We start from the raw sequence: 23,155 nt of genomic DNA, 5'->3' as shown, positions 1-23,155 counted from the left end.
CTAGCCGTTGGAGAAGGCGGCGTGGACCGATCGAGACGGGAAATGATGGGCGGTTTCGGCGCGGGACTGGCGCTGGCCGGCATGGCTGGCCCCGCCTTCGCGGCGTCGCGCCGGATCGGTTATGCGATCGTGGGGCTTGGTTCCTATGCGACGCGGCAGATCATGCCCAATTTCGCGGGGTGCGATCAGGCGAAACTGGTTGCGCTGGTCAGCGGGACGCCGGCCAAGCTGGCCCAATATGGCGATCAGTACGACATCCCGGCGACGCACCGCTATAGCTATGCCGATTTCGATCGCATTCGCGACAATCCCGATATCGACGCCGTCTATGTCGTGCTGCCCAACAGCCTGCATGCGGAATATGTGATCCGCGCCGCGCAGGCGGGCAAGCATGTGCTATGCGAAAAGCCGATGGCGGTGTCGGCGGCGGAATGCGAGGCGATGATCGCCGCCTGCGCCAAGGCCGGCAAGAAGCTGATGATCGGATATCGATCGCGGTTCGAGCCCTATAACCGGCTGGCGATCGAGTTGGCACGGGGCGGGCATGTCGGGCCGACGCGACTGATCACGGCCGAGCATGGCTTTTCGGCGCAGCCCAATCAGTGGCGGCTGGACAAGCCTTTGTCCGGCGGCGGATCGCTGATGGATATCGGCATCTACAGCCTGAACGCGGCGCGCTACCTGACCGGGGAGGAGCCGGTGGAGGTGAGCGCAGTGGAGAGTACGGACCGCAACGATCCGCGCTTTGTCACGGTGGAGGACCGGATCAATTTCATGCTGCGCTTCCCGTCGGGGATCATCGCCAACTGCATTTCCAGCTATAGTTCGGGGCATAATGGCTATCGCGTGATCGGCACGCAGGGGTGGATCGATATGGAACCGGCGACACCCTATAGCGGGCAGAGCATGACGATCCGCAAGGATGGCGTGACCGCGCCACGCACTTTGCCCGCGCCGGCGAAGAACCAGTTTGCGGGCCAACTCGATCATCTGGCCGAATGCATCCAGCGCGGGACGACGCCGATCGTGCCAGGCGAGGAAGGGCTGGCCGATCTGCGGGTGATCGAGGCGATCTATCGATCGGCCGCGGAAGGGCGCAGCGTGCGGATGGGCGCATGATCGGGCGACGGACGCTGCTGGCGGGGCTTGGCTGTTTGCCGATCGCGGCTGTTGCACGGGCGGCGGACGCGGCGGGCGTGATGCGGATCGATCCGGGGCTGGACCGGATCATCGCGCCATCGGCCCGCGTCGAGTTTCTGGCGAGCGGTTTTCGCTGGGCCGAAGGGCCGGTCTGGGCGGCGCGGCAGGATTGCCTGTTCTTCAACGATCCGCCCTCCAACATCCTGTATCGCTGGCGCGCGGGGGACGGGGCGAAGCCTTTCCTTTCTCCGTCGGGTTTGCAGACGCCGGTTCCCACCGGGATACGGGAAGCCGGGCTGAACGGGCTGGCGATCGATGCAGACGGCGCACTGATCGCGGCGGACAGCGGGACGCGGGCGATCGTGCGGATCGACCTTGCCAGCGGGGAGCGCCGCATCCTGGCCGACCGGTTTGAGGGCAAGCGCTTCAACAGCCCCAATGATCTGTGCATCGCGGCGTCCGGGGCGATCTACTTCACCGATCCGACCTATGGGCTGGCGGAGGGCGATGCGTCCCCCTTGCGCGAACTGGACCAATGCGGGCTGTACCGCTTGGCGCCCGACGGCACGGTCAACTTGCTGGATGGCGATCATCGGCGGCCCAATGGCGTTGCCCTGTCGCCGGACGGGCGCACCCTCTATCTGGCGCTGTCGGACGAGAGGCAGCCGGAGGTGCTGACCTATGCGCTGGATGGCGACGGGCTGGCGACGGAGCGGCGGCTGTTCCGGGACATGCGGGCGGAACTGGCGCAGGGGCTGCCGGGCCTGCCCGACGGGATCAAGGTCGATGCGCGGGGGCATGTGTTTGCGACCGGGCCGGGCGGCGTGCATGTCTGCGCGCCGGACGGGCAGTTGCTCGGGATGATCCGCACCGGCAAGGCGATCGCCAATTGCGCCATCGATGCGGCCGGCGGGCGGCTGTTCCTGACATCCGCCGACCGGCTGGCGGTGATCGCTTTGCAGTCTCTATAGTCGAGTTACCGTGATCGACTGAGCGTTCATGACCGCATTGCCGAAGGCGGTCATGAAGGCGATGTCGGTGGCGTCCCGGCCGACGGCGATACGGACCATGGTTTCGACCGGCGCGAGGCCGGTCGCGTCGACAATGTGCCAGGCGCCGTCGAGCCAGACTTCGACCACGGCGTGGAAGTCCGGCGGGTCGAGATCGAGCGCATAGACCGACACCAGCCGGGCGGGAATGTCGCGCGAACGGATCAGCGCGGCGGTGAGATGGGCATAGTCGCGGCACACGCCCTGTTGCGCGACGAAGGTGTCGGCGGCGGTGGTGGTGACGTTGGAACTGCCCGGAACATAGACGAGATTGGCGTGCACCCATTCGACCAGCGCATGGACCAGCGCGCCCCCTTCCAGATCGGGGAAATGGCCGCAAACGAAGCTGACGAACCGGTCCGCCTCGCAATAGCGGCTGGGCCAGATGAAGGGCAGCACATCTTCGGGCAGGCTGGCGAGCGGGCTTTTGTGGAGGCTGGCGATATCGACGCTCGGGCGCTCGACGTCGAGCGTGGCGCGATAGGTGCTGACCATGCGGCCGACGCCGGTGCGGGTCCAGGTGCGGCGGCCGACGCCGCTGCCGCCGACCTTGTTGGTGAGCGGCCCGGCATTGTTGATGATGTGCGACTGTTCGATCACCCGCTGGTCGGGGAGCGCGGCCGCCTCCACCGCGAGGAGGACGTCGGTCTGCTCGGCAAAATCATAGTCGAGAATCGCTTCGATCGCGACGCGCATGGCGATGGGGTCCAGATGTCAGAGGAGGCAGGACCGAGTCGGCCTGCAACGGGCAGCATCGTTGGGTGGCAAGGGGTTAGCAAGCGGATTGCATATGATGCGGGTTAAGCGAGGAAGAGTTGCCCCCTGAAGCTGGGCTGACATCGGTATTGAACTAAATGCCTCTTGCACCAAAAGTTCTATTTAATCCGTCGGCATTATCTTCGTGCCTATCGGCACATCAACCTTGTCGACCCCTTTGAGCAAACAAGCCCAGCGTGGCTCCTTCATCGACGGAGGAGATTGCGAGATTCCTCCCATCCGTAGAATCGCGGCAATTGTCGAACCATCTGGCCTCTTCAGGACAACCGGACCTTCTGGTCGTACTGGTCCTTCCGCGACAAGTGGTCCAGGAACAACGACCAGACCACCCCATGCAGGAACATCAAAGATATCATCGACCGTAAGAATTGGCTTCATGAGCATCATTCTAGTGAAGTTGAGACGGTGCGCAATCGAGGCAATTTATCAGAAATACTTCGCAGACGAACCCAAAGAGCCACCGTTAGCTTCACATATTTCCCGCAAATACTGTTCTTTTCTTACGATGCATTGATCCTATTGGAAAGTCTCTACCCCCACCGCCCTTCCGCCCGAACGGTAAAAGGCCCGTCACGCGGGGAGCGCGGCGGGCCTTTTCGGTGCGTGATGCGCAAGGCGGGCGAGCCTGCATGGGTGGCGTCCGGCTGATCCGGCCGGGCGCCGATCCCGTGCTTATTCGCCATCATCCTCCGCATCGGGTCCAGTCATCATCCCTTCGGCGACCTCTTCGGTCTTGCCACGGATCGCCTTTTCCAGCTTGTCCGCCAGTTCGGGATGTTCCTTGAGATAGGTTTTGGCGTTTTCACGACCCTGGCCGATGCGGACCGAGTCATAGGAGAACCAGGCCCCCGATTTTTCGACCAGCCCGGCCTTGACGCCCAGATCCAGCATCTCGCCGATCTTGGAGATGCCTTCGCCATACATGATGTCGAATTCGACCTGCTTGAAGGGCGGCGCCACCTTGTTCTTGACCACCTTCACCCGGGTCGCGTTGCCGACGATATCGTCGCGGTCCTTGATCTGGCCGGTGCGGCGGATGTCGAGACGGACCGAGGCGTAGAATTTGAGCGCGTTGCCGCCGGTCGTGGTTTCCGGATTGCCGTACATCACGCCGATCTTCATGCGCACCTGGTTGATGAAGATCACCATGCATTTGGAGCGCGAGATCGAACCGGTCAGCTTGCGCAGCGCCTGCGACATGAGGCGGGCCTGAAGACCGACATGGCTGTCGCCCATCTCGCCCTCGATTTCGGCGCGCGGCACCAGCGCGGCGACCGAGTCGATCACGAGGATGTCGATGGCGTTGGACCGAACCAGCGTGTCGACGATTTCCAGCGCCTGCTCGCCGGTGTCCGGCTGCGACACGATCAGTTCGTCGATGTTGACGCCCAGCTTCTTGGCATAGCCAGGGTCAAGCGCATGTTCCGCGTCGACGAAAGCGGCGGTGCCGCCGCCCTTTTGCGCTTCGGCGATGGCGTGGAGCGCCAGCGTGGTCTTGCCCGAACTTTCCGGGCCATAGATTTCGATGATCCGCCCCTTGGGCAGGCCGCCGATGCCGAGCGCGATGTCGAGGCCGAGCGAGCCGGTCGAGATCGCCTCGATCTCCAGCTTTTCCCGGCTGCCCAGCTTCATGGCGCTGCCCTTGCCGAAGGCGCGGTCGATCTGTGCGAGCGCCGCGTCCAATGCTTTCTGTCTGTCCATGTTTCCCGTCTTCTTGGAATCGATGAGTGAGAGCAGTGCAGTCATCGGCCAGTCCTCTGTCAAGGGAAACGCATGATATCGTGCGTCTGGACGATGATGTATCCTGTTTGTTCCACAAGAACAAGAGGGGAACGGAAATTTCCTATTCGCCTGCGGTTCCCAGCTTCGACTGCCTCTCTAGCCGATGAAATCCCTCATTGCGAGCACAGCGAAGCAATACACGGGCGCACCATGGATTGCTTCGCTGTGCTCGCAATGACGAAATTGACCGAACGATAGTTTAACCGCCCAGCACCTTGCCCAGCGCGCGTTCGACCGCGCCGATGGTGAAGGGCTTGGCCAGTGTCGGTCGCCCCGCATGATCCGATGGCAGATCGTCCGCCATGCCGCCGGTGGCGAAGATGAAAGGAATGTCGGCCTGCGCCAATATGTCGGCCACCGGCCAGCTTTTTTCGCCCTGCAAATTGCAGTCGACCAGCGCCGCGTCGAAGCCGCCCGCGCGCGCCTGATCGCAGGCTTCATCGACCGTGGCGGCAATGGCGTGCAGCCGATAGCCGAGCGCATCGAGATAATCTTCGAGCATCATGCCGATCATCGCCTCATCCTCGACAATCAAAATGCTCTTTGCGTCCGACATGCCCTGTTTTCCCTTATTCGTAACAACGAATCGCTAAACGATTGGCCGCGCCTTGCCCAGCCCATTCCGCTTGATCTGGCGCAAGATCACTCCGCCGCCGGCCGGGTCAGCAGCGCGTCGCGCGCCGCTTCGGCGAGCTGGTTGACCGAGAAGGGCTTGGGAAGGAAGGCGACATTGGCGATGTCGATCGATTTGCGCAGTTGCTCCTCGGCATAGCCCGACATGAAGAGGACCGGCAGGTCGGGATGGGTGCGGCGGGCGTGGGCGACCATGGCGGGGCCGTCCATATTGGGCATCACCACGTCGGAAATGAGCAGGTCGATCTGCTCGCCGCCGTTCAGCACTTCCAGCCCCTGTTCGCCGTCATTGGCGGTCAGCACCTTATAGCCCTGTCGCGTGAGTGCGCGTTCGGCGACGGCGCGGACCATATCCTCATCCTCCACCAGCAGCACCGTGCCGGTGCCCCAGGTTTCGGTGCGGGGCGCGGCGGGCTTCACCTCCACCGGCTGTTCGGCGTCGGCCCCGGCATAGACGGGGAGATAGATGACGAAGCTGGCGCCGCGTCCCAGTTCGGATTCGGCGAAGATATAGCCGCCCGATTGCTTGACGATGCCATAGACGGTGGAGAGGCCAAGGCCGGTGCCCTTGCCCAGTTCCTTCGTGGTGAAGAAGGGTTCGAAGATTTTCGCGAGGATATCCGGCGGGATGCCAAGGCCCGTGTCGGACACGCGCAGCGCGCTGTAATCGCCGACGGGCAGGATCTGCTGGCGCATCTCGCGGACGCGGACGGCGGGCACCGCATAGGTCTGGATATTGACGGTGCCGCCTTCGGGCATGGCGTCGCGGGCGTTGACCGCCAGGTTGACGATCACCTGCTCCATCTGACCGGGGTCCGCGCGCACGGCGCCCAGATTGCGGCCATGGGTGACGTCCAGCTTCACATTTTCGCCCAGCAGGCGCTTCAGAAGCGTGGAGACGTCGGCGACGATATCGGGCAACTGGAGGATTTGTGGGCGCAGCGTCTGTTGCCGGGAGAAGGCCAGAAGCTGACGGGTGAGGCCGGCGGCGCGGTTGCTGTTCGATTTGACCTGCTGAATATCGTCATAGTCGCTGTCGCCCGGCGTATGGCGCATCAGCATCAGGTCGCAATGGCCGATGATGGCGGTCAGGATATTGTTGAAGTCATGCGCGACGCCGCCGGCGAGCTGGCCGATCGCCTGCATCTTGGTCGCCTGCGCGACCTGCCGCTTGAGCTTGGATTCCTCGCTATTGTCCTTGAGGCTGAGGAGTACGGCCGCTTCGCCCAGGCCGCGCACGCCCGCCAGGCTGAGCGCGACCGGATCGTCGGGCGTGTCGCGCATCCGCACGGCGATGTCGCCGGACATTTGCGGGCCGACGGCGAAGCGGCGCACCGCATCGGCCACCGCCGCCTGATCCTCCCGCACGACGAGGTCGCCCGGATAGCTGGGCTTTTCGCCATCCTTGAGGCCAGCGACACGGGCAAAGGCATTGTTGACGAAGAGGACGCGGCCGTCCCGATCCGCCATGGCAAGGCCGAAGGGCAGAAGCGAGAGCAGGGTTTCGATATAGGAGAGCGCGGAGGTGCCGCCGCCACCCGCCGGTTCATCGATCAGCAGCAGCAGCATCGGGCCGTCCTGCGCCGACGCTTGTGACCCGTTGGGCTGGGCGGCGCGCTTGAGCGGCACTTGCAGCAGGCGCAGCGGCAGGCCGCCCTGCTCCTCGCGCGCGAGGAACAGGCGCCCCTTGTCATCCACGCGCATATGGGCGGCGAAATCGCGGCCGGTGATATTGGCGTCGATACGGCCCGCAGCGCGCAACAGGAAGGCGCCATTGGCGGCGCGGATGCGCCCTTCCCCGCCGATCATCACCGCCATGATGCCTGCCTCGCCAAGCTGGCGGCCGGCTTCCCCGGTCAGGAAGCGATGCACGTCGTCCAGCGCGCTGGGCTGGCGAACGGGCGTGAAGCGCCAGAGGAGATAATCCTCCGTCCGGCCGGTGCGGGTGATATCGACGTCCAGGCGCAGGCCGCCCTGCACCATGCCTTCGTAGCGCGCCTCGCCATCGCGCCAGGCGGCGCGGGCGGCGGTGGAGAGGCTGGCGGCCAGCGCTTCGTCCGCCGTGACGGCAGGCGGCGTGGGATAGCCGGGGAACCATTCGCCGAACAGGTCGCTGGCGCAGACCAGACGGCCGGTGCGGTCGGTGACGGCGATCGCCATGCTGGACGCATCGGCGGCGGCACGGGCGACGGTCCAGTCGGGCGTGGCTTCCCGGTCGGAAATCTGCGGCGGGTAGAGATGCTGATACCAGGTGAGCAGCGCGGCGGCGGTCAGGATGGTCGCGCCAAAGCCGGCGGCCAGCGCCCAGCTGCCCACCGCATAGAGGACCAGAGCGGCGGAGGCCAAAGCGGCGAGAACCAGCAGCGGCAACGCAATGCGCGAGCGCGGCTGGATCAGCCAGGCCTCTTCACCTCTTTTCAAACCCATACCCCTGATGCGCAAGTCGAACAGCCAGCGTCAGACGCGGGCGGTTTCCTCCAATGCGCTGCTTTGGTGGACCTTGCCAATCCTCAATTTGCGCGCCTGCCATTTGCGGCCCATGCGATGGCGCCAGAACCAGTCCGACAGGAAATAGCCGATCACGGCGCTGGCAAGCGAAATGAGGAACAGGCCGAGCAGCATGGCAGGGGCCGCTTCGGACAGCAGCCAGGTGGTCCATTCGCGGACCGTGGCATGGCCATCGACCAGCGCCATGAAGCCGGTGGCGTCCGCGCTGCGACCCAATATCCAATTGCCCAGCCACACCGACGCCATCAGGATCAGCGGCGTGGTGGCGGGGTTGGAGAGGAAGGTCATCGCCGCGGCGACCGGGATATTGGCGCGGAACGGCAAAGCGAAGAGCGCCGCCCCGGCAATCTGCACGCCGGGGATCAGGAAGAAGATGCCGACGAACAGGCCCAGCGCCACACCGCGCGGCACCGACCGGCGGGTGAAGCGCCAGAGCGAGGGTTCCAGCACCCGGTGCGCGACCGGGGCCAGCACCTTGCTCTTTTCCAGCGATTCGCGGGTCGGGGCATTGGCGTGCCACCAGCGGGCCAGACGACCCTGTTGCCGGTTGCTCATCGGATCAGCCCTTGTCCCGCATGATGCGCTGCTGATCCCTCTTCCAGTCGCGTTCCTTGATGCTGTCGCGCTTGTCGTGATTCTGCTTGCCCTTGGCCAGCGCCAGTTCGACCTTGGCCCGGCCCTGACTGTTGAAATAGACCATCAGCGGCACCAGCGTCATGCCCTTGCGCTCGACCGCGCCGTGCATCTTCTGGATCTCTCGCTCATGCAACAACAGCTTGCGCGGGCGCTTGGGCGTGTGATTTTCGCGGTTGCCATGACTATATTCGGGGATGTTGCTGTTAACCAGCCACACCTGATTGCCCTTCACCTCGGCATAGCTTTCGGCGATATTGCCCTCACCGCCACGCAGCGCCTTCACCTCGGTCCCTTGCAGGGCGATGCCGGCCTCGAACACGTCCTCGATGAAATAATCGAAACGCGCGCGCCGGTTTTCGGCGACGATCTTCTTCTTGTCGAAAGTGGCAGGGCGGGGACGGGCCATCGGTCTTTTCTAGTCTTCCATTCGTGTCGAACGCGGTCGCTCATTATACGCGGCCCGCCTCTCCTTTATTCCGTGCCAGTGCCCGGACCCGTCAGGATATGGTGTCGGCTGCGCCTTAAACCAATCCCGCAATCTCCAGCGCGCGGTCGACCGCGGCGCGGCTCGATTCCGACGGCCAGGTGATCGGCAGACGGACCGCGCCGGGCATGTCGGGGCGAACCCGCGAAAGCGCATATTTGACCGGACCCGGTGAAGAATCGCTGAACAGCGCGTCATGCAGGGGATAAAGACGATCCTGAAGCGCCAAGGCGCCATCCCAGTCATGCGCGGCCATCGCCGCCTGAAAATCGGCGCAGAGGCGCGGCGCGACATTGGCGGTGACGCTGATGCACCCGCTGCCGCCCATCGCGTTGAAGCCCAGCGCCGTTTCGTCATTGCCCGAAAGCTGGCAAAAGTCCGGACCGCAGGCCAGACGCTGCGCGGTGACACGCCCCAGATTCCCGGTGGCGTCCTTGATTCCCACGATCGACTGATAATCTTCCGCCAGACGATACAGCACCGGCACGCCGATATCGGTGATGGTGCGGCCCGGGACGTTATAGAGCACGATCGGCAGGTCGCAGCGTTCGGCGAGATAGGCGAAATGCTGGTAGACGCCGTCCTGATTCGGCTTGTTATAATAAGGCGCAACCACCAGCGCGGCGTCCGCCCCGGCGGCCTGCGCCGCATACATATGTTCCAGCGCGATTCGCGTATCGTTGGACCCGCAACCGGCGATCACCGGCACGCGCCCGGCGGCCTGATCGACGCAGATGGCGATGACCCGGTTATGCTCCTCCACCGTCATGGTGGCGCTTTCGCCGGTGGTGCCGCAGGGGACGAGCGCGCTCGATCCTTCGGCAATCTGCCAGTCGACAAAGGCGCGAAACGCCGCTTCATCGATCCGGTCATCGCGAAATGGGGTGATCAGAGCCGGAATCGAGCCCGAAAACATCATTAAACTCCTTCAAATCTCCGGGCGGCCGGGGCATGATCAAATCAGCGGGGCGCTATAGCGCGTCATTCAGGGCCTGATAAGGATGCAATGGGGATAATGTCCAGCATGCGCGCCTCAACCCATGTCGAAAGTTACATCATCCGCATGCCGATTATTGCCCTCTTGCTCATGACCGCCGGTGCAGGCGCGCAGACCGAAGTCGTGCAGCCATTGCCGCCCGAATATCCGGCGCAGGGACCGGTGGTGCAGCAGCTTCCCTCGCAGGACGCGCATCCCAGCCCCTGGCAACAGGTGCAGAGCCGGATCGGCGTGGCGCAGGATGGTAGCATCGCCGGGACGATCAGCCAGTGGCGCGCGCTGCAATCGAGCGACGGGCTGGGCTTTTCCACCTATGCCAGCTTCATGATCGCCAATCCCGGCTGGCCGGGCGAGGACCGGATGCGGCGGCTGGCCGAAACGGGCATCAACCCCGACAGTTTCGATCCGGTGCAGGTCGCGACCTTCTTCGCCCGCTTTCCGGCGCGCACGGCGACCGGCCATGCCCGCAACGCCGTGGCGCTGATGCAGATGGGCCGCATGGGCGAGGCGCAGGTCGCCGCGCGCAATGCCTGGATCGGCGAATCGCTCTCCCCCGCGGACGAGGCGCGATTGCTGTCGCTGTTCGGATCGAGCCTGACGCCGGCCGATCATGATCTGCGCGCCGATGCGCTGCTGTGGGCCAATGACACGACCGGCGCCATGCGGATGATCGCCTATGTCAGCCCGGCGCGGCGGGCCGCGTTCGAGGCGCGGATCGCCTTCCGCCGCAAGTCGCCCGATGCGGCGATGCTGATGCAGGCGGCCGAATCGACCGGCGCGAGCGATGCCGGTTTCGTCGCCGACAAGGCGGTGTGGCTGCGCGACAGCGGCAATTGGGTCGCGGCGCGGCAATATCTGGCGAACCGCAACGCCGTGACATATCGGCCGAGCAATGCCGAGAAATTCTATGAAGTGCTGCTGAATCAGGCGCGGGCCGCCGCGAGTGACAGCCAGTGGAGCTTCGCCTATGGCATCGCCAGCAAGATCGACGATGCGGTCGCACCCGGCATCGCGATGAGCGACCAGCCGATCGGCGTGCGTGACGATTATACCAGTCTGGCCTGGCTGGCGGGCAGCACCGCCTTCTATAATCTCAATCGCCCGACCGACGCGGTGACGATGTTCCGCCGTTATGCCGACGCGGCCAAATCGCCCCAGACCCGGTCGAAGGGCTATTATTGGGCCGGTCGTGCCGCGCTTCATGCCGGGGATGCGGCCGGCGCGAACAGCTATTTCAGTCAGGCGGGCGTCTATCCCGACCAGTTTTACGGGCAGCTGGCGCTGGAGCGGCTGAGCCGGCCGATCCCCGCCCCCGCCACGGTAGAGCGGCCGGTGCCGATCTCCGCCGCCGAGCGCGCCGCTTTCGATAGCCGGTCGGTCGTGCGCGCGGTCGCGGCGCTGGGGCAGATGGGCTATTGGGAAGATCAGAGCAAATTCGCCCGCGCCATCGCCAACAATGCCGATAGCGATACCGACCATTATCTGGCGGCCGAACTGGCGCAGAAGATCGGCCGCCCCGACATGGGCGTGATGGTGGGGCGCCGCGCGGTGTCGAGCGGGCTGACCGGCTATGGCCAGAGCGCCTTCCCGCGCGTGCCGGTGCCATCCGAAGCGCAATATAACTGGACCATGGTCCATGCCATCGCCCGGCAGGAAAGCCAGTTCGACAAGCAGATCGTGTCGCATGCGGGCGCTCGGGGCCTGATGCAGCTGATGCCCGGCACCGCGCGCGAGCAGGCGGGGAAGTTGGGCATGGGCTACAACCCCGGATCGCTGAACGAGCCGGGCTATAATATCATGCTGGGATCGGCCTATTTCCAGCGGATGCTGGACTATTATGGCGGGAGTTACCCATTGGCCGTGGCGGCCTATAATGCAGGCCCCGGCAATGTGAACAAATGGGTGCGCGCCAATGGCGACCCCCGCCTGCCCGGCGCGGACATGCTGCGGTGGATCGAGCAGATTCCGATTTTCGAGACGCGCAACTATGTGCAGCGGGTGCTGGAAAATGCCGTCGTCTATGAGGCGATGAACCCGGAGCGGGCGAAGTTCCGGGGGACCAGCGCGGTGCTGAGCCGGTATCTGGGGAAGCAGACGCCGGGGTGATTCTGGTTCACGCGGAGGCGCGAAGACGCGGAGGGGATTGGCCAGCAGGCTGGTCCTGATGATTTCTTTGCGCGCAGAGGCGCAGAGGGCGCAGAGAGATTTGAGGGCCGCTACGCGGCTGGCTTTCGGCCGCAGGCCGCTTCAGAAAATCTCCACGCCTCCGCGCCTCCGCGTGAACATAGTATAGCTCAGCGTCCTCTGCGCCTCTGCGCGAACCAAATTGCGCAACATGCCCGTCACAGGATAAGGCAGCGGCATGACCACGCCCTATCCCAATTATATCTCCCCCGAAGGGTTCGCGAAGCTGCGAGCCGAATATGACCAGTTGCTGGGCGTGGAGCGGCCGGCGATCGTCGAGGTGGTGAGTTGGGCGGCGGGTAATGGCGATCGCAGCGAGAATGGCGACTATCTCTATGGGCGCAAGCGGATGCGCGAGATTGACGGGCAATTGAAGCGCCTGTCGAAGAAGATGAAGGACGCCAAGGTCGTCGATCCCCGGCAGCAGCCCGACAAGGACAAGGTCTATTTCGGCGCCACCGTCACCATCGCCGACGAGGATGACAACCACCGCACCGTGACGATCGTGGGCAATGACGAGACGGATGTGGATGCTGGCCGGATCGGCTGGGGATCGCCCATGGCCCGTGCCCTGCGCGGCGCGGCGGTGGGCGATCTGCGCCGCGTCCGGCTGCCGGCGGGCGAGAAGGAATATGAAGTGATGGACATCGCCTATCCGGCCTGAGCCGCTGCGCGCAGCCATGCCCGGAAGTCCGCCATGGCCGGACTGTCGGGGCGGGACATGAGGCGGGTGAGCCAGTAGCCGCCCAGGTCGACCGAGACGGCGAAGGGCTGGACCAGCTGGCCGGTGCGCAGTTCATGGTCGAACAAGGCAGGCGGCGCGAGTGCGACGCCGAGGCCGCGTAAGGCCGCCTGCACCATCAGGATCGAGCTATCGAACAGTGGCCCGCGCAGGGGTGGGCATGGCGCACCGGCGGCGGCGAACCAGCGGGGCCATTCGTCGGCGCGATAGGAGCGCAGCAGGGTTTCGCGGGCGAGTGCGGCGGGATCGGGCAGGCGCGCCGCCAAGTCCGATGTGCAGAGCGGGGCGAGTGGCGCGCGCAGGATCGGGTCGGCATGGGTGCCGTGCCAGGCGCCGTCGCCAAAGCGGATGGCGAGGTCCAGCCCCTCCCCCGCCAGATCGACGCGATTATTATTGGTCATGACGCGCAGATCGACATGCGGGCAGGCGCGGGCGAAATCGTCAAGCCGGTCGAGCAGCCAGCCACCCGCGAAGGTGCCGACGACACCGAGGTTCAGGATTTCGCGGGGGCGGCCGCCCTCGATCCGGCCGAGCATCGCCCCGATCCGATCGAGCGCGTCGCCCATGACCGGTAGCAAGGCGCGCCCCTCATCCGTCAGCATCAGCCCGCGCGGCAGGCGGCGGAAGAGCGGTGCGCCGAGCCGCGCCTCCAGTTGGGCGACCTGCTGGCTGACGGCGCCCTGACTGACGCAGAGTTCGATCGCTGCTTTGGTGAAGTTGAGATGGCGGGCCGCCGCCTCGAAGGCGCGCAGGGCGTTGAGCGGGAGCTGGGCGCGGTCCATGGGGCAGAAGGCATAAGCTGACCTCATGGCTCTGTCGAGAAATGATGCTTTGTCGCGGGCGATGGCAGGCGGCAATCTCGCCTTCACAAGGGAATGGAGGCGAGAGCATGCGGAATTGGGCGATAGCGGCTATTAGTCTGTCTGGGTTTATGGCGATGGGGGCCGGCAAGGCGGACGATATGCTGACCCGGCCGATTGCGCCGGAATCGGCAAAGCGCTGGCTGGCGCCGCAACCGCCGGTGCGACTGCATGGCCGGACCTATCTGATCGGCTTTGGCGGGCTGAATGTCGCGCTGATTCGCACCAGCGCGGGGCTGATCCTGATCGACGGGGCGGTGCCGCAGGCGGTGGGGGATATCGAGGCGAAGATGCGCAAGCTGGGCTTTTCGGTCAGGCAGGTGAAGCTGATCCTGAGCACGGAGCCGCATTTCGACCATGCCGGGGGGATCGCTGCGCTGGCGCGGGATAGTGGCGCGAGCGTGGTGGCCAGTGGACCGGCTGCTGCCGTGCTGCGGCAGGGTGGTGGCGATCCGGACGATCCGCAGGCAGCCTGGCTGGAGCGCTTTCCGGCTGTCACGAAACTGCGCGTGGCGCGCGATGGCGAGGTGATAAAGCTGGGCGATACGGCCATCACCGCCCATGCGACGCCGGGCCATACGCTGGGTAGCATGAGCTGGAGCTGGAAAAGCTGTGAGGGGAAGGATTGCCGGACGATCGTGTTCGCCGCCAGTCTCAACCCGATCGCGGTGGAAGGCTGGCGCTTTGCCAACCCCGGGCACCGGCGTTTCGTCGATGCGTTTCGCGGGAGTTTCGCGCGGGTGAAGGCGATGCGATGCGACATGCTGATCGCGTCGCATCCGCTGGATGGCGATGCCGGGCGGGTGGCGCGCCTGATGAAGGCGCGCACGCCCAATCCCTTCATCGATCCCGGCGCCTGCCGCCGCTACGCCGAGCGGGCAGAGGCAGCGCTTGGGAAGAAGCTGGCGGAGTGACGCGATCCGGTCGGTTCGCGCGTCGGGTTCTCAACAGGCTCGAACCGAACGGAGGGCGCTTTATTCGTGCGGGCGGAGGGCCTGATTGAGGCCTTCCAGCACGGCGGCGATCGGTTCGGTCACGGTGACGCTGCGTCCCTCGCCAAAGCGGATGCGGGTACCGTCGCTGACCTGTGTGACGAAGGTGACTTGCGCAGGGTTGACCGCAGTCTGGGTGCGATCGGTGCCGACGAACATCACGAGCATGGCGTCCTCTCCTTTTTATGGGCGACCATGCTAGCGCTTTCCGACGCGCGCGCCAGCGGAGATTCTGGCCGAGGGCTTCAGGCGGCGTGCATGGCCGCGATGAAGCCGCCGGCGCGCTGTTCCAGACGGTGGGCTTCGTCTGCCAGCCGGTCCGCCATGTCGCGCATGCCACGTGCGGCCAGGACGCTCGCCTGCGCATTGTCGCTGATCTGGCGGGCGCCGGCGCGGATATGGGCGCTGGAGGCACCGGCCTCCGCCACGCTGTCGGCAATGGCGCGGCTGAAGGCGCTTTGCCGGGCGACCGCTTCGAACACGGCAGCGGACAGGCGATCGGCGCGGATCATGGTGGCGTCCATATGCGCATGGCCGGATGCGACGTCGGCGATGGTGGCGCGGATATGGTCGATCCGACCGGCTATACCGGCGGCGGCTTCCCGCGTTTGCTGGGCGAGCGACTGGACTTCGCGGGCGACCACAGCGAAGCCCCGCCCGGCTTCGCCGGCGCGCGCCGCCTCTATTCCCGCGTTGAGCGCGAGCATGGCGGTGGCGCGGGCGATGTCATCGATCAGGGCGACGACTTCTCCGATACCGTCCGCCTCGACCCGCAGCGCGTCGCTGCGCAGCATGCCGGACCGGCTGTGGGCGGCGGCTTCGGCGATGGTGGCGCCAGCATCCTGCGCTTCGGCCTCCATCGACTGGAAAAGCTGGCTGAGGTCCACGCCCCCGGCCGCGAGTTGCGCCAGCCGTTCGGCGGTCTGGGCGGCGGCGACGGCCATGGCGACGGAATCGGCGCTGTCGCCGGCGGCCCGCTCGGCCGACTGGCTGGCAAGGCTCGCGAGCCGATCGGCCATGGTGGCCATGTCGGTGATCATGCTGGCAATGTCCTGCCGGAAATCGGCGCTCTGGCGGGTGATACGATCGGCCCGTTCGGCCCGCGCCAGCGCCACGTGCGCATCCCGCTCGGCCGTGAGGCGCAGCAGTAACGTGCCGCCCAGCACCCCCGCATAGCGGCCATCTGCGGTGACGATCAGCCCTTCACAGCCCGCCCCCTGCCCGGCGAATAGGTCGACCAGCACCTCTATGTCGGTCGCCTGATCGACATGGGCGCAGGGCCGGACATGATCGTCCAGCCGCCCGCCGAAGCTGGGATTGCGGAGCAGCGCATGGCCGAAGGGGTTGAACAGGATGCGGCGCATGTCGCGTTCGTAGATGGCGCCGACGGGGCGATCGACCGCATCCAGCACCGGCAGCAGGCGTAGCGCCGAATCGCGCTGAAACCAGTCGACCGCCTCGCTGAGCGGCTGACCAAGCCGCACGACGGGCGAGCGGTCGGCCGGAGGACGATCGGACATAGCGGACAGGACGGAACGGCGTGGGGACATAACCCCGGATTAGCGCCGCAATGGTAAATGCCGCGTTAGAATTTCGTGACACTTTTATGACAAGTAACTGATTTACCTCGATTTATATCCGAACGCCTCCCGCGCCAGACTGACGACGGCCGGATCGGCTTCGGGGAAATCCATCGGCACCAGCGCCTCCAGCCGATCGGCGACATAGGTCAGCGCGGCGATCCGGCCGGCCTTGCGGTTGTTGTTGTCGATCACCTGCCAGGGCGCGACCTTGCTGTCGGTCTTCTTGAACATGGCGTGCATGGCGTCGAGATAATCGTCGCGACGGGCGCGGTTGCGATAATCGTCAGCGCCGGTCTTCCATCGCTTCCACGGCGTGTCGAGCCGCTGGGCGAGTTGTTCGTCCTGCACCTTCTGGGTGATGTGGACGAACAGCTTCACGAAATTGGTGCCCGCCTGCGCCAGTTGCGCTTCGAAAGCGTTGATTTCCTCATAGCCGCGCTTCCAGTCGGCCTTGCTGCAAAAGCCCTCGACCCGCTCCACCAGCACGCGGCCATACCAGCTACGGTCGAAGATGGCGATGTTGCGGCTGGCGGGCAAACGGGTCCAGAAACGCCAGAGGAAATGATGGTCGCGCTCCTCCTGCGTCGGCGCGGATATGGGATGGACCTGATAGTAACGCGGGTCCCAGTCGGCGCTCAGTCGCTTGATGATGCCGCCCTTCCCCGCCGCATCCCAGCCCTCCAGCAGGATGACGCTGCGCCGGCCGTGGAGGATGTGGGCGACCTGAATCTTGGCGAGGCGATGCTGGAGGGCGGCAAGGTCCGCCTCATAATCGCCCTTGTATTTCGCGCCCTGTTCATAGTCGGCAAGGTCGATGGTCATGTCAGGACGCTCCGATGCAAGGGGTATGATCAGGCCATAATCGATCATGATCCTGGCATATTCAACCTGCGCTGGCGCGACGAGGAGATGATCGAAAGGATCATGATTGCAGACATCGGACGGATCACGGATAGTTGGGATATGGTGGGTGCAACCTCTGAGCCGTCGGCGCGGCATTGGCTGATAGCAAGCTGGTTGCTATATTTTGCCCTGCTCGTCCCGGCTTCGCTGCTCGCCTATGTCGACAGGGCGCCGGAGCTGCAACTGTCCTATTCCCGCTGCCTTTTCTAACAAGGCTTCCTCTGCATACGCCCTTGTTCGTAATAAAATTTCCTACATTTGTTCTGAAATGTCGAAACTTGCGGGAAAAGTGCGAAGTTAAGCGGCCATAGTCCTATTCCGTCTTCGCCGATCGCACCGCACCTACGCATATTTACGGATAGGTCATCGCCTGCTCCAACGTCATGCAGCGGTCATGGATATGCGATTTGACATGGCGCAAAAGGACGGCGCCGCCCCGATGGCCCGCACCTGCGGCGGGCAGTCCTGCGATAGCTGCATCGTGCGGGACCATGCCATTTGCGCTGACCTGTCCGACACCGATCGGGAGGCGCTCAGCCGGATCGGGCGGCGGGTAGCGCTGCATGCCGGGCAGACGGTGATGTGGGAGGGCGACGACAGCACCGTCGTCGCCAATGTGATCGAAGGAACGCTGAAGCTCGCCACCTCCACCGGCGATGGGCGCGAACAGATTGTCGGCGTGGTCTATGCGTCTGATTTCATCGGCCGCCCCTTTGGCGCGCGCACGCCGCACAGCGTGACGGCGCTGTCCGATGCGCGGCTCTGCCTCTTCCCGCGCGGCGCCTTTGACGGCTTTGCGATGCGGCATGGCGAATTGCAGCATCGCCTGTTGCAACGGACGCTGGACGATCTGGATCGCACGCGCGACTGGATGCTGCTGCTGGGCCGCAAGACCGCGCGGGAGAAGGTCGCCACCTTCCTGCTCGACATGGGGCGGCGGCTGCGCGCCGACGCGGAGGGGGTGATCGAATTGCCCTTGTCGCGCCAGCAGATCGCCGATGTGCTGGGCATCACCATCGAAACCGTGTCGCGGCAGATGACCGAAATGAAGCGCGAAGGCGTGATCGACCTGGTCGGCCGGCGCGGCGTAAGGCTGGCGGACAAGGCTGCTCTGGAGGCTTTGGCGGAGGCGGGGTAAATCCAGCTTCGTTCAGCCTGAGAGCGAACGGAGACTGGGTGCCCCCCCCGATTTGACACAGGATATTCCAGGGCGAGGTCGGGCATGGTCGCACGAGCGACTTTCGGCTTCGCTCCATGTGACAGGAAGGGGCTGAATCGCTAGCCGACCGCCAGGAAATCGCCACCGGCGATCCGCTCCAGCCCGTCGACGCTCTGCACATAAATATAGGACCAGGCTCGCACCGGGCCGTCCGCCGCCTCGACCGTCAGCCGGTCGCGGCGATATTCCTGCGGCGCGGGAAAGGCCGGACCGCATTCCTCATACTCGTCGAGCCAAGCGAGCGTCGCCTCAGTATCAGAGAGCGCGAACAGGTCACCTGTTACCCAATCCGCGCCGCCCGGTACGAAACCCGGATAATGATCGACGCGGTAGAGGCTGCCCTGGATGCGCGCGGCGCCGAGATGACGGGCTTCGTCCTGCAACCGCCGGGCCATCGGGCCGTCAAAGCCGACGCGCAGGGTACCATAGACGAACAGAAGCGCGTCAGCCATTGCCGCATCCGACATTTTCACCAAGTTGCGGTATTTTTCCCCAATAGCGGGAGTTTTTTCTACGTCCACCATTTGCGCCATCTGTAAAAATCGGCAGATTTCCGTCATTAATCGGAATTGGCACACCCCCTGCTATGTCGCCTGACATCAAGGCCGGACGATCCGGCCACCACATCAGGGAGTATCCATCATGACCATCGCCAAGATCCAGAACGCCGCCTTCGCCCTCGTTGGCGCCGTCTTCTTCGCCAGCCTGTTCGTCGGCGCGGCGCTGCCGGTAGTGCCGGTCGCCTGACCGGACCACCCCTTCCCCCACACGATCATTCAGACAGAAGGCCAGACACATGAACAACAGCTTCACCCTCGACCGTCGCAATGGCAAGATCATGGGCGTTTGCGCGGGCATTGCCAACCGGACCGGCTTCGACGTCACGCTGATCCGCGTCGCGCTTGTGCTGCTGACGCTGTGCGCGCTGGGGCCGATCGGCGTCGTGGCCTATCTGCTCGCCGGTTGGCTGGCGGAGGGCTGATGCCTTCCCGGCCTGGCGCCACACCGATCCAAAGTCATCAGACAGTAAAAAGGCCGCTCTGGTTAACCCAGAAGCGGCCTTTTGCTATCCCGTCGAATCGGGATAAAGATCGCGTTATCGGCGCGATCAGGCATAGAGCACCGAATAGAAGGTGAGCATCTGAACGCCGACTGCGATCGCCAGCACCGTACCCTGAAAAGCAGGACGCATATTTGACTCCATCATGACAAGAATTATCCACCTAATGCGGGTGGAGGGCGCCTCTACGCCCGTCATATTCTTGTAACAATCGCAAAGTACAGCTTTCCGATTGCATCAAACGCAACAGAACTGTTACCGCAAAGCCACGATCATCGCCTGCGCAGCCTGCGGGTTTTTCTCCTTCGCGCCGCTGATGAAGAAGGTGAAGACGTCGCCGCCATCGGCCGACGCCTGCCGGGCATCATTCACCCAGCCAGCAATGTCTGCCGCCGCATAGCCGGTCGGCTCTTCCGCCTGCGTGCGCATTAGCCGTCGATAGGACAGGCCGACATCATGTCCCCGGATCGCGGGATAGCTGTCATGATCGGCCAGCACGATCGCCGCCCCGGCATCCCGTGCCAGCGCGAGGAAAGCGGGATCGTCGAAACTGTCATGGCGCACCTCCAGCGCGTGACGCAGCGGCACGCCATCGATGCTGGACGGCAATAGCTTCAGGAAGGCGCCGAAATCATCCGGATCAAATTGCTTGGTCGCCATGAATTGCCACAGGATCGGCCCGAGCCGGTCGCCCAGTTCCGCGATGCCCTGCCCCACGAATTTCGCGACCGAATCGCCCGCATCGGCCAGTATCTTGCGATTGGTGCAATAGCGCGACGCCTTGACCGCGAACTGGAAGCCGTCCGGCACCGCCTTCGCCCAATTGGCGAAGGTCGCGGGCTTCTGGCTGCTATAATAGGTCGCGTTGATTTCCGTCGCGGTCAGGTGGGTGCCGACATAGGCCAGCTCATCCTTTTGGCGCAGGCCAGCCGGATAGAAGCTGCCGCGCCAGGGTTCATAGACCCAGCCGCCAATGCCCACCCGGATCGATCCCGCCATGTCGCCATCTCCTTTTGCCGCAGCATAGTGATCGCCCGAATCGATCAGAGCCAGTGGAAAGACGCATTGGCCTTTATTGCGAACGAATCTTAAATGAAGCGCAACAAGGAGACGCCCCATGTCGCTCGACCTGATCAAGACCGGAACTTACCTGACCATCCACCTGACCGTCGGTTTCACCGTCGCCTATATGATGACCGGATCGCTCGCGCTGGCCGGTGGCATTGCGCTGATCGAACCGATGATCAACGCCGTCGCCTTCTTCTTCCACGAACAGGCCTGGAAGAAGATTCAGGCCCGGCCGCCCAAGGGCAGCGGGCGGGCATGGCTGCGGGATCAGGCGGCGTTTGCCTGAAAGGTTATTTCGCCGGTTTGCGGTTGAGGCCGATCAGCCAAGGCTTCACGCCGCGCGAGGGCTTGGGCGTGCCGTCCAGACGCCGGGCGCGCAATATGGTGATCGGCTTGATGATCATCTGCCCGCGCATCGGCCCCGATCCGCAGCAGGTCGGCACCGCCAATATCTTCTTCACTACATCCATGCCTCCCACGACATGGCCGAAGGCGGCGTAACCGATATAGTCGCCGCGCGCGTCCATATTGGGCGTGGGGCCGATGGTGATGAAGAAATTGCCCATGGCCGAATCCGGTCGATTGGGCCGGGCCATGGACAAAGTGGCGTCGAGATGCCGGATGCCGGTCTGGGTCGTCGGTTCATGCGGGATTGGCGGCAGCGACCGGCGCGCGTCGGTATCGATGCCGCCCTGAATCAGACCATATTTGGGATCGCTCTTGCGCCGCGCGGCGCGGTAGAAGGTGACACCGTCGAAGCGGCCATCATCGACATAGGTCAGGAAATTGGCCGCGGTGCGCGGCGCATGTTTCTGATCGGCGGCAACGATGATCGTGCCGACCGACGTCTCGATCGCCACCCGGACGAAGCCGGGCGTCGGCCGGTTGGCGGGAAGCGCAGCGGCAAGGCCGGGCCAGAAGGCGAGCAGGAACAGCAGTCGGCGAAACAGGACAGCGATCATGCGGGCAAAATGGTCTTCAGGGTCATGCGACCTCGCCTAGTGGATTGATTTTGACATTTGCATCCCCTGGCGACTGGGTTGGGTCTGCAAATGTCAAAATCGTGAAATCCACTAGGATCAAATATTTCTAGTGGTCCGAACAGATTCTGACATTTCTGTGCCACATGGCTTCAAGCGGTATCGAATGTCAGAATCGGACCACTAGCAAGGTCGCATGGCCAAGGCTATTTGCGTTTCTTCGACCCGCCCTTGCGTACCGGTACGCTGGCATAGCTGATCTGAAGCCGCTGAAGCACATAGCTGCCGGTTCCCGACGGAATGGCGATGGACAGGGCCGTCGGCAGCGCCTTTTCCACGCTGAGGCTGGATTCCGCCAATTCCGCTTCCAGCGCAAATTGTGTCGCGGCGCCATCGACCCCATCCTGCACGAAGGACAAGGCCAGACTGTCGATCGCCACGGCCGACCTGGCCTTGCGTCCCGTGACGATAGCCTCTGCCTTCACCGCTTTCACATAAGAAGGGAAATCGAGCGGCACCAGCACAGGGCCATGCTGATCCTTCCCATTCACGCGCAGGACGGTGCCATCGCGCGATTCCTGGGTGGAGCAATCAATGCCCTGTCCGACCAGAATCGCTTCAAGCCGGGCCGCATCAAGGTCCATCAACAGTTTTTTGCTTTTAGCCGCGGACGCCATGCTTCCTCCAATAGTATCGAGAGCGCAATGATAAGGGCTTTGCCGCCAAAGGCAAATCGCGCCATCTCGCAGGTGCGGCATTCCGGCGCAGCGAGAGCTGCAATTTCTGGTTAATCCCTGCGGAAAGATAAAATACGCGTGCGACGAGGCGGCGCGACAGATTCTCGCGATCTGAGACCTGGCACCAGATCATTCTGATCAGCTTCAATATTGCATCGCACAATTTTTCGCGAAGATTGCCGCCACGCCCATGCCGGCCGCCATGGCAACTGTCATAAGGTGCTTTACCGGTCGCCTCCGGCAGCGCCGCACCCTATAGTCGCGCCATGTCGTCCCTATCCCTGCTCCTGATCTTCGTCGCCACGGTCTCTGCGATGGAAGGTTTTGCCTATGTCATGCACCGCTGGGTGATGCATGGCCCCGGCTGGTTCCTGCACGCCAGCCACCACCGTCCCCGCACCGGCTTCTTCGAAGCGAACGACCTCTATTTCGTGATCTTCGCCCTGCCCTCCATCCTGATGCTGCTGGGCGGGGTGCAATGGGACTGGGGCAATTGGGCGACGGCGTGCGGCGCGGGCATCGCCGCTTATGGCGCCATTTATCTGGGTTTCCATGACATCATCGTGCATCAGCGGGTCAGGCACCGTTACGTGGCCCGATCGCGCTATATGAAGCGGATCGTGCAGGCCCATCGCCTGCACCATGCGGTGGAAACGAAGGAAGGCACGGTCAGCTTCGGCTTTCTGATCGCGCCGCACCCCACGGCATTGAAACGGATATTGGCGGAGCGTGGGCGTGCCGGGGTTCGTGGCGCCAAGGGGCGGGAGGATGCGGCTGTTGAAGGCTGACGAAGGGGTTTGAGACACAAGCCCCTCTTCCCT

General features: G+C 64.1%; 25 protein-coding genes. 9 read left to right on the top strand and 16 right to left on the bottom strand.

Going from position 1 to position 23,155, the window contains the following annotated elements:
- Positions 1-21: 21 nt before the first annotated feature.
- Together BMX92_RS16630 and BMX92_RS16625 are read left to right on the top strand one after the other, a co-directional pair.
- Positions 22-1,119 (top strand): Gfo/Idh/MocA family protein, encoded by a 1,098-nt coding sequence (locus BMX92_RS16630; RefSeq protein WP_256213473.1) that lies wholly within the window; start codon positions 22-24, stop codon positions 1,117-1,119.
- Positions 1,116-2,111, top strand: coding sequence for an SMP-30/gluconolactonase/LRE family protein (locus BMX92_RS16625; RefSeq protein ID WP_093018517.1), 996 nt, complete (start codon positions 1,116-1,118; stop codon positions 2,109-2,111). Before BMX92_RS16630 ends, BMX92_RS16625 begins: the two co-directional genes overlap by 4 nt.
- On the opposite strand, the gene BMX92_RS16620 is transcribed toward BMX92_RS16625, so the two are convergent.
- From BMX92_RS16620 to dapA, 7 genes are all read right to left on the bottom strand, one after another.
- Positions 2,106-2,885, bottom strand: coding sequence for a transglutaminase-like domain-containing protein (locus tag BMX92_RS16620; RefSeq protein WP_093018515.1), 780 nt, complete (start codon positions 2,883-2,885; stop codon positions 2,106-2,108). The genes BMX92_RS16625 and BMX92_RS16620 overlap by 6 nt on opposite strands.
- A gap of 753 nt (positions 2,886-3,638) precedes the next feature.
- Positions 3,639-4,712, bottom strand: coding sequence for a recombinase RecA (gene recA / locus BMX92_RS16615; protein WP_093018513.1), 1,074 nt, complete (start codon positions 4,710-4,712; stop codon positions 3,639-3,641).
- Positions 4,713-4,947: 235 nt separating this feature from the next.
- Positions 4,948-5,304, bottom strand: coding sequence for a response regulator (locus BMX92_RS16610; RefSeq protein WP_093018511.1), 357 nt, complete (start codon positions 5,302-5,304; stop codon positions 4,948-4,950).
- Between the two features lie 86 nt (positions 5,305-5,390).
- Positions 5,391-7,808 (bottom strand): hybrid sensor histidine kinase/response regulator, encoded by a 2,418-nt coding sequence (locus tag BMX92_RS16605; RefSeq protein WP_177185101.1) that lies wholly within the window; start codon positions 7,806-7,808, stop codon positions 5,391-5,393.
- A 30-nt stretch (positions 7,809-7,838) separates the two neighbouring features.
- Positions 7,839-8,444: a DUF2062 domain-containing protein gene (locus BMX92_RS16600; RefSeq protein ID WP_093018509.1), complete on the bottom strand. Its 606-nt coding sequence runs from the start codon at positions 8,442-8,444 to the stop codon at positions 7,839-7,841.
- A 4-nt stretch (positions 8,445-8,448) separates the two neighbouring features.
- Positions 8,449-8,931 (bottom strand): SsrA-binding protein SmpB, encoded by a 483-nt coding sequence (gene smpB, locus BMX92_RS16595; protein WP_093018507.1) that lies wholly within the window; start codon positions 8,929-8,931, stop codon positions 8,449-8,451.
- Between the two features lie 115 nt (positions 8,932-9,046).
- Positions 9,047-9,925 carry a 4-hydroxy-tetrahydrodipicolinate synthase gene (gene dapA, locus BMX92_RS16590; protein ID WP_093018647.1) on the bottom strand — a complete coding sequence of 293 codons (879 nt, stop codon included), beginning with the start codon at positions 9,923-9,925 and terminating at the stop codon, positions 9,047-9,049.
- A 99-nt stretch (positions 9,926-10,024) separates the two neighbouring features.
- Here dapA and BMX92_RS16585 point away from each other — a divergent pair, with 99 nt between their 5' ends.
- Entirely contained in the window at positions 10,025-12,112 is a 2,088-nt protein-coding gene (locus BMX92_RS16585) for a lytic transglycosylase domain-containing protein (RefSeq protein WP_093018505.1), read from the top strand.
- Positions 12,113-12,368: 256 nt separating this feature from the next.
- Positions 12,369-12,854 (top strand): transcription elongation factor GreB, encoded by a 486-nt coding sequence (gene greB, locus BMX92_RS16580; RefSeq protein ID WP_093018503.1) that lies wholly within the window; start codon positions 12,369-12,371, stop codon positions 12,852-12,854.
- Here the strand turns inward: greB and BMX92_RS16575 are convergent.
- Positions 12,842-13,714: a LysR family transcriptional regulator gene (locus tag BMX92_RS16575; RefSeq protein WP_093018501.1), complete on the bottom strand. Its 873-nt coding sequence runs from the start codon at positions 13,712-13,714 to the stop codon at positions 12,842-12,844. The genes greB and BMX92_RS16575 overlap by 13 nt on opposite strands.
- A 107-nt stretch (positions 13,715-13,821) precedes the next feature.
- Here BMX92_RS16575 and bla point away from each other — a divergent pair, with 107 nt between their 5' ends.
- Positions 13,822-14,706 (top strand): subclass B3 metallo-beta-lactamase, encoded by an 885-nt coding sequence (gene bla, locus BMX92_RS16570; RefSeq protein WP_093018499.1) that lies wholly within the window; start codon positions 13,822-13,824, stop codon positions 14,704-14,706.
- Positions 14,707-14,766: 60 nt separating this feature from the next.
- Here bla and BMX92_RS16565 read toward each other — a convergent pair whose 3' ends face one another.
- The 3 genes from BMX92_RS16565 to BMX92_RS16555 all read right to left on the bottom strand — a co-directional run bounded on the left by BMX92_RS16565 (position 14,767) and on the right by BMX92_RS16555 (position 17,189).
- Positions 14,767-14,952: a hypothetical protein gene (locus BMX92_RS16565; protein WP_093018497.1), complete on the bottom strand. Its 186-nt coding sequence runs from the start codon at positions 14,950-14,952 to the stop codon at positions 14,767-14,769.
- A 77-nt stretch (positions 14,953-15,029) separates the two neighbouring features.
- The gene (locus BMX92_RS28315) at positions 15,030-16,304 is read right to left on the bottom strand and encodes a methyl-accepting chemotaxis protein (protein ID WP_305728189.1); all 1,275 of its coding nucleotides are present in this window, start codon (positions 16,302-16,304) and stop codon (positions 15,030-15,032) included.
- Between the two features lie 102 nt (positions 16,305-16,406).
- Positions 16,407-17,189 (bottom strand): polyphosphate kinase 2 family protein, encoded by a 783-nt coding sequence (locus tag BMX92_RS16555; protein ID WP_093018645.1) that lies wholly within the window; start codon positions 17,187-17,189, stop codon positions 16,407-16,409.
- Positions 17,190-17,664: 475 nt separating this feature from the next.
- Between BMX92_RS16555 and BMX92_RS16545 the strand changes: the two genes are divergently transcribed.
- A complete protein-coding gene (locus tag BMX92_RS16545; protein WP_093018491.1) occupies positions 17,665-18,408 on the top strand; it encodes a Crp/Fnr family transcriptional regulator in 744 nt (247 codons plus the stop codon).
- A gap of 140 nt (positions 18,409-18,548) precedes the next feature.
- On the opposite strand, the gene BMX92_RS16540 is transcribed toward BMX92_RS16545, so the two are convergent.
- Both BMX92_RS16540 and BMX92_RS26975 read right to left on the bottom strand, forming a co-directional pair.
- A complete protein-coding gene (locus BMX92_RS16540) occupies positions 18,549-18,941 on the bottom strand; it encodes a gamma-glutamylcyclotransferase family protein (protein WP_093018643.1) in 393 nt (130 codons plus the stop codon).
- Positions 18,934-19,116 (bottom strand): hypothetical protein, encoded by a 183-nt coding sequence (locus tag BMX92_RS26975; protein ID WP_143066811.1) that lies wholly within the window; start codon positions 19,114-19,116, stop codon positions 18,934-18,936. The genes BMX92_RS16540 and BMX92_RS26975 overlap by 8 nt, the downstream gene beginning before the upstream one ends.
- 169 nt (positions 19,117-19,285) lie before the next feature.
- Here BMX92_RS26975 and BMX92_RS16535 point away from each other — a divergent pair, with 169 nt between their 5' ends.
- Positions 19,286-19,471 (top strand): PspC domain-containing protein, encoded by a 186-nt coding sequence (locus BMX92_RS16535; protein ID WP_093018489.1) that lies wholly within the window; start codon positions 19,286-19,288, stop codon positions 19,469-19,471.
- A gap of 333 nt (positions 19,472-19,804) precedes the next feature.
- On the opposite strand, the gene BMX92_RS16530 is transcribed toward BMX92_RS16535, so the two are convergent.
- Positions 19,805-20,548 carry a DUF72 domain-containing protein gene (locus BMX92_RS16530; protein WP_093018641.1) on the bottom strand — a complete coding sequence of 248 codons (744 nt, stop codon included), beginning with the start codon at positions 20,546-20,548 and terminating at the stop codon, positions 19,805-19,807.
- 118 nt (positions 20,549-20,666) lie between these two features.
- Between BMX92_RS16530 and BMX92_RS16525 the strand changes: the two genes are divergently transcribed.
- On the top strand, positions 20,667-20,903 hold the full coding sequence (locus tag BMX92_RS16525; RefSeq protein WP_093018487.1) for a DUF2061 domain-containing protein: 237 nt from the start codon (positions 20,667-20,669) through the stop codon (positions 20,901-20,903).
- A 4-nt stretch (positions 20,904-20,907) separates the two neighbouring features.
- On the opposite strand, the gene BMX92_RS16520 is transcribed toward BMX92_RS16525, so the two are convergent.
- Both BMX92_RS16520 and BMX92_RS16515 read right to left on the bottom strand, forming a co-directional pair.
- Positions 20,908-21,579: a peptidylprolyl isomerase gene (locus BMX92_RS16520; RefSeq protein WP_093018485.1), complete on the bottom strand. Its 672-nt coding sequence runs from the start codon at positions 21,577-21,579 to the stop codon at positions 20,908-20,910.
- A gap of 224 nt (positions 21,580-21,803) precedes the next feature.
- Positions 21,804-22,244, bottom strand: a complete 441-nt coding sequence (locus BMX92_RS16515) for a hypothetical protein (protein WP_143066810.1) — start codon at positions 22,242-22,244, stop codon at positions 21,804-21,806.
- Positions 22,245-22,600: 356 nt separating this feature from the next.
- On the opposite strand from BMX92_RS16515, the gene BMX92_RS16510 reads away from it, so the two are divergent.
- Positions 22,601-23,122, top strand: a complete 522-nt coding sequence (locus tag BMX92_RS16510) for a sterol desaturase family protein (RefSeq protein WP_093018481.1) — start codon at positions 22,601-22,603, stop codon at positions 23,120-23,122.
- Positions 23,123-23,155: the final 33 nt, after the last annotated feature.

This window comes from Sphingobium sp. YR768, assembly GCF_900111125.1.
Classification (GTDB): domain Bacteria; phylum Pseudomonadota; class Alphaproteobacteria; order Sphingomonadales; family Sphingomonadaceae; genus Sphingobium.
The sequence above is the reverse complement of the archived record's forward strand: the minus strand, read 5'-3'. Positions and strand labels throughout refer to the sequence as shown.

Coding starts and splice junctions, on each gene's coding strand:
- BMX92_RS16625 (WP_093018517.1), top strand. CDS start 1,116: ATGATCGGGCGACGGACGCTGCTGGCGGGGCTTGGCTGTTTGCCGATC.
- BMX92_RS16620 (WP_093018515.1), bottom strand. CDS start 2,885: ATGCGCGTCGCGATCGAAGCGATTCTCGACTATGATTTTGCCGAGCAG.
- recA (WP_093018513.1), bottom strand. CDS start 4,712: ATGACTGCACTGCTCTCACTCATCGATTCCAAGAAGACGGGAAACATG.
- BMX92_RS16610 (WP_093018511.1), bottom strand. CDS start 5,304: ATGTCGGACGCAAAGAGCATTTTGATTGTCGAGGATGAGGCGATGATC.
- BMX92_RS16605 (WP_177185101.1), bottom strand. CDS start 7,808: ATGGGTTTGAAAAGAGGTGAAGAGGCCTGGCTGATCCAGCCGCGCTCG.
- BMX92_RS16600 (WP_093018509.1), bottom strand. CDS start 8,444: ATGAGCAACCGGCAACAGGGTCGTCTGGCCCGCTGGTGGCACGCCAAT.
- smpB (WP_093018507.1), bottom strand. CDS start 8,931: ATGGCCCGTCCCCGCCCTGCCACTTTCGACAAGAAGAAGATCGTCGCC.
- dapA (WP_093018647.1), bottom strand. CDS start 9,925: ATGTTTTCGGGCTCGATTCCGGCTCTGATCACCCCATTTCGCGATGAC.
- BMX92_RS16585 (WP_093018505.1), top strand. CDS start 10,025: ATGTCCAGCATGCGCGCCTCAACCCATGTCGAAAGTTACATCATCCGC.
- greB (WP_093018503.1), top strand. CDS start 12,369: ATGACCACGCCCTATCCCAATTATATCTCCCCCGAAGGGTTCGCGAAG.
- BMX92_RS16575 (WP_093018501.1), bottom strand. CDS start 13,714: ATGGACCGCGCCCAGCTCCCGCTCAACGCCCTGCGCGCCTTCGAGGCG.
- bla (WP_093018499.1), top strand. CDS start 13,822: ATGCGGAATTGGGCGATAGCGGCTATTAGTCTGTCTGGGTTTATGGCG.
- BMX92_RS16565 (WP_093018497.1), bottom strand. CDS start 14,952: ATGCTCGTGATGTTCGTCGGCACCGATCGCACCCAGACTGCGGTCAAC.
- BMX92_RS28315 (WP_305728189.1), bottom strand. CDS start 16,304: ATGTCCGATCGTCCTCCGGCCGACCGCTCGCCCGTCGTGCGGCTTGGT.
- BMX92_RS16555 (WP_093018645.1), bottom strand. CDS start 17,189: ATGACCATCGACCTTGCCGACTATGAACAGGGCGCGAAATACAAGGGC.
- BMX92_RS16545 (WP_093018491.1), top strand. CDS start 17,665: ATGGATATGCGATTTGACATGGCGCAAAAGGACGGCGCCGCCCCGATG.
- BMX92_RS16540 (WP_093018643.1), bottom strand. CDS start 18,941: ATGGCTGACGCGCTTCTGTTCGTCTATGGTACCCTGCGCGTCGGCTTT.
- BMX92_RS26975 (WP_143066811.1), bottom strand. CDS start 19,116: ATGTGGTGGCCGGATCGTCCGGCCTTGATGTCAGGCGACATAGCAGGG.
- BMX92_RS16535 (WP_093018489.1), top strand. CDS start 19,286: ATGAACAACAGCTTCACCCTCGACCGTCGCAATGGCAAGATCATGGGC.
- BMX92_RS16530 (WP_093018641.1), bottom strand. CDS start 20,548: ATGGCGGGATCGATCCGGGTGGGCATTGGCGGCTGGGTCTATGAACCC.
- BMX92_RS16525 (WP_093018487.1), top strand. CDS start 20,667: ATGTCGCTCGACCTGATCAAGACCGGAACTTACCTGACCATCCACCTG.
- BMX92_RS16520 (WP_093018485.1), bottom strand. CDS start 21,579: ATGATCGCTGTCCTGTTTCGCCGACTGCTGTTCCTGCTCGCCTTCTGG.
- BMX92_RS16510 (WP_093018481.1), top strand. CDS start 22,601: ATGTCGTCCCTATCCCTGCTCCTGATCTTCGTCGCCACGGTCTCTGCG.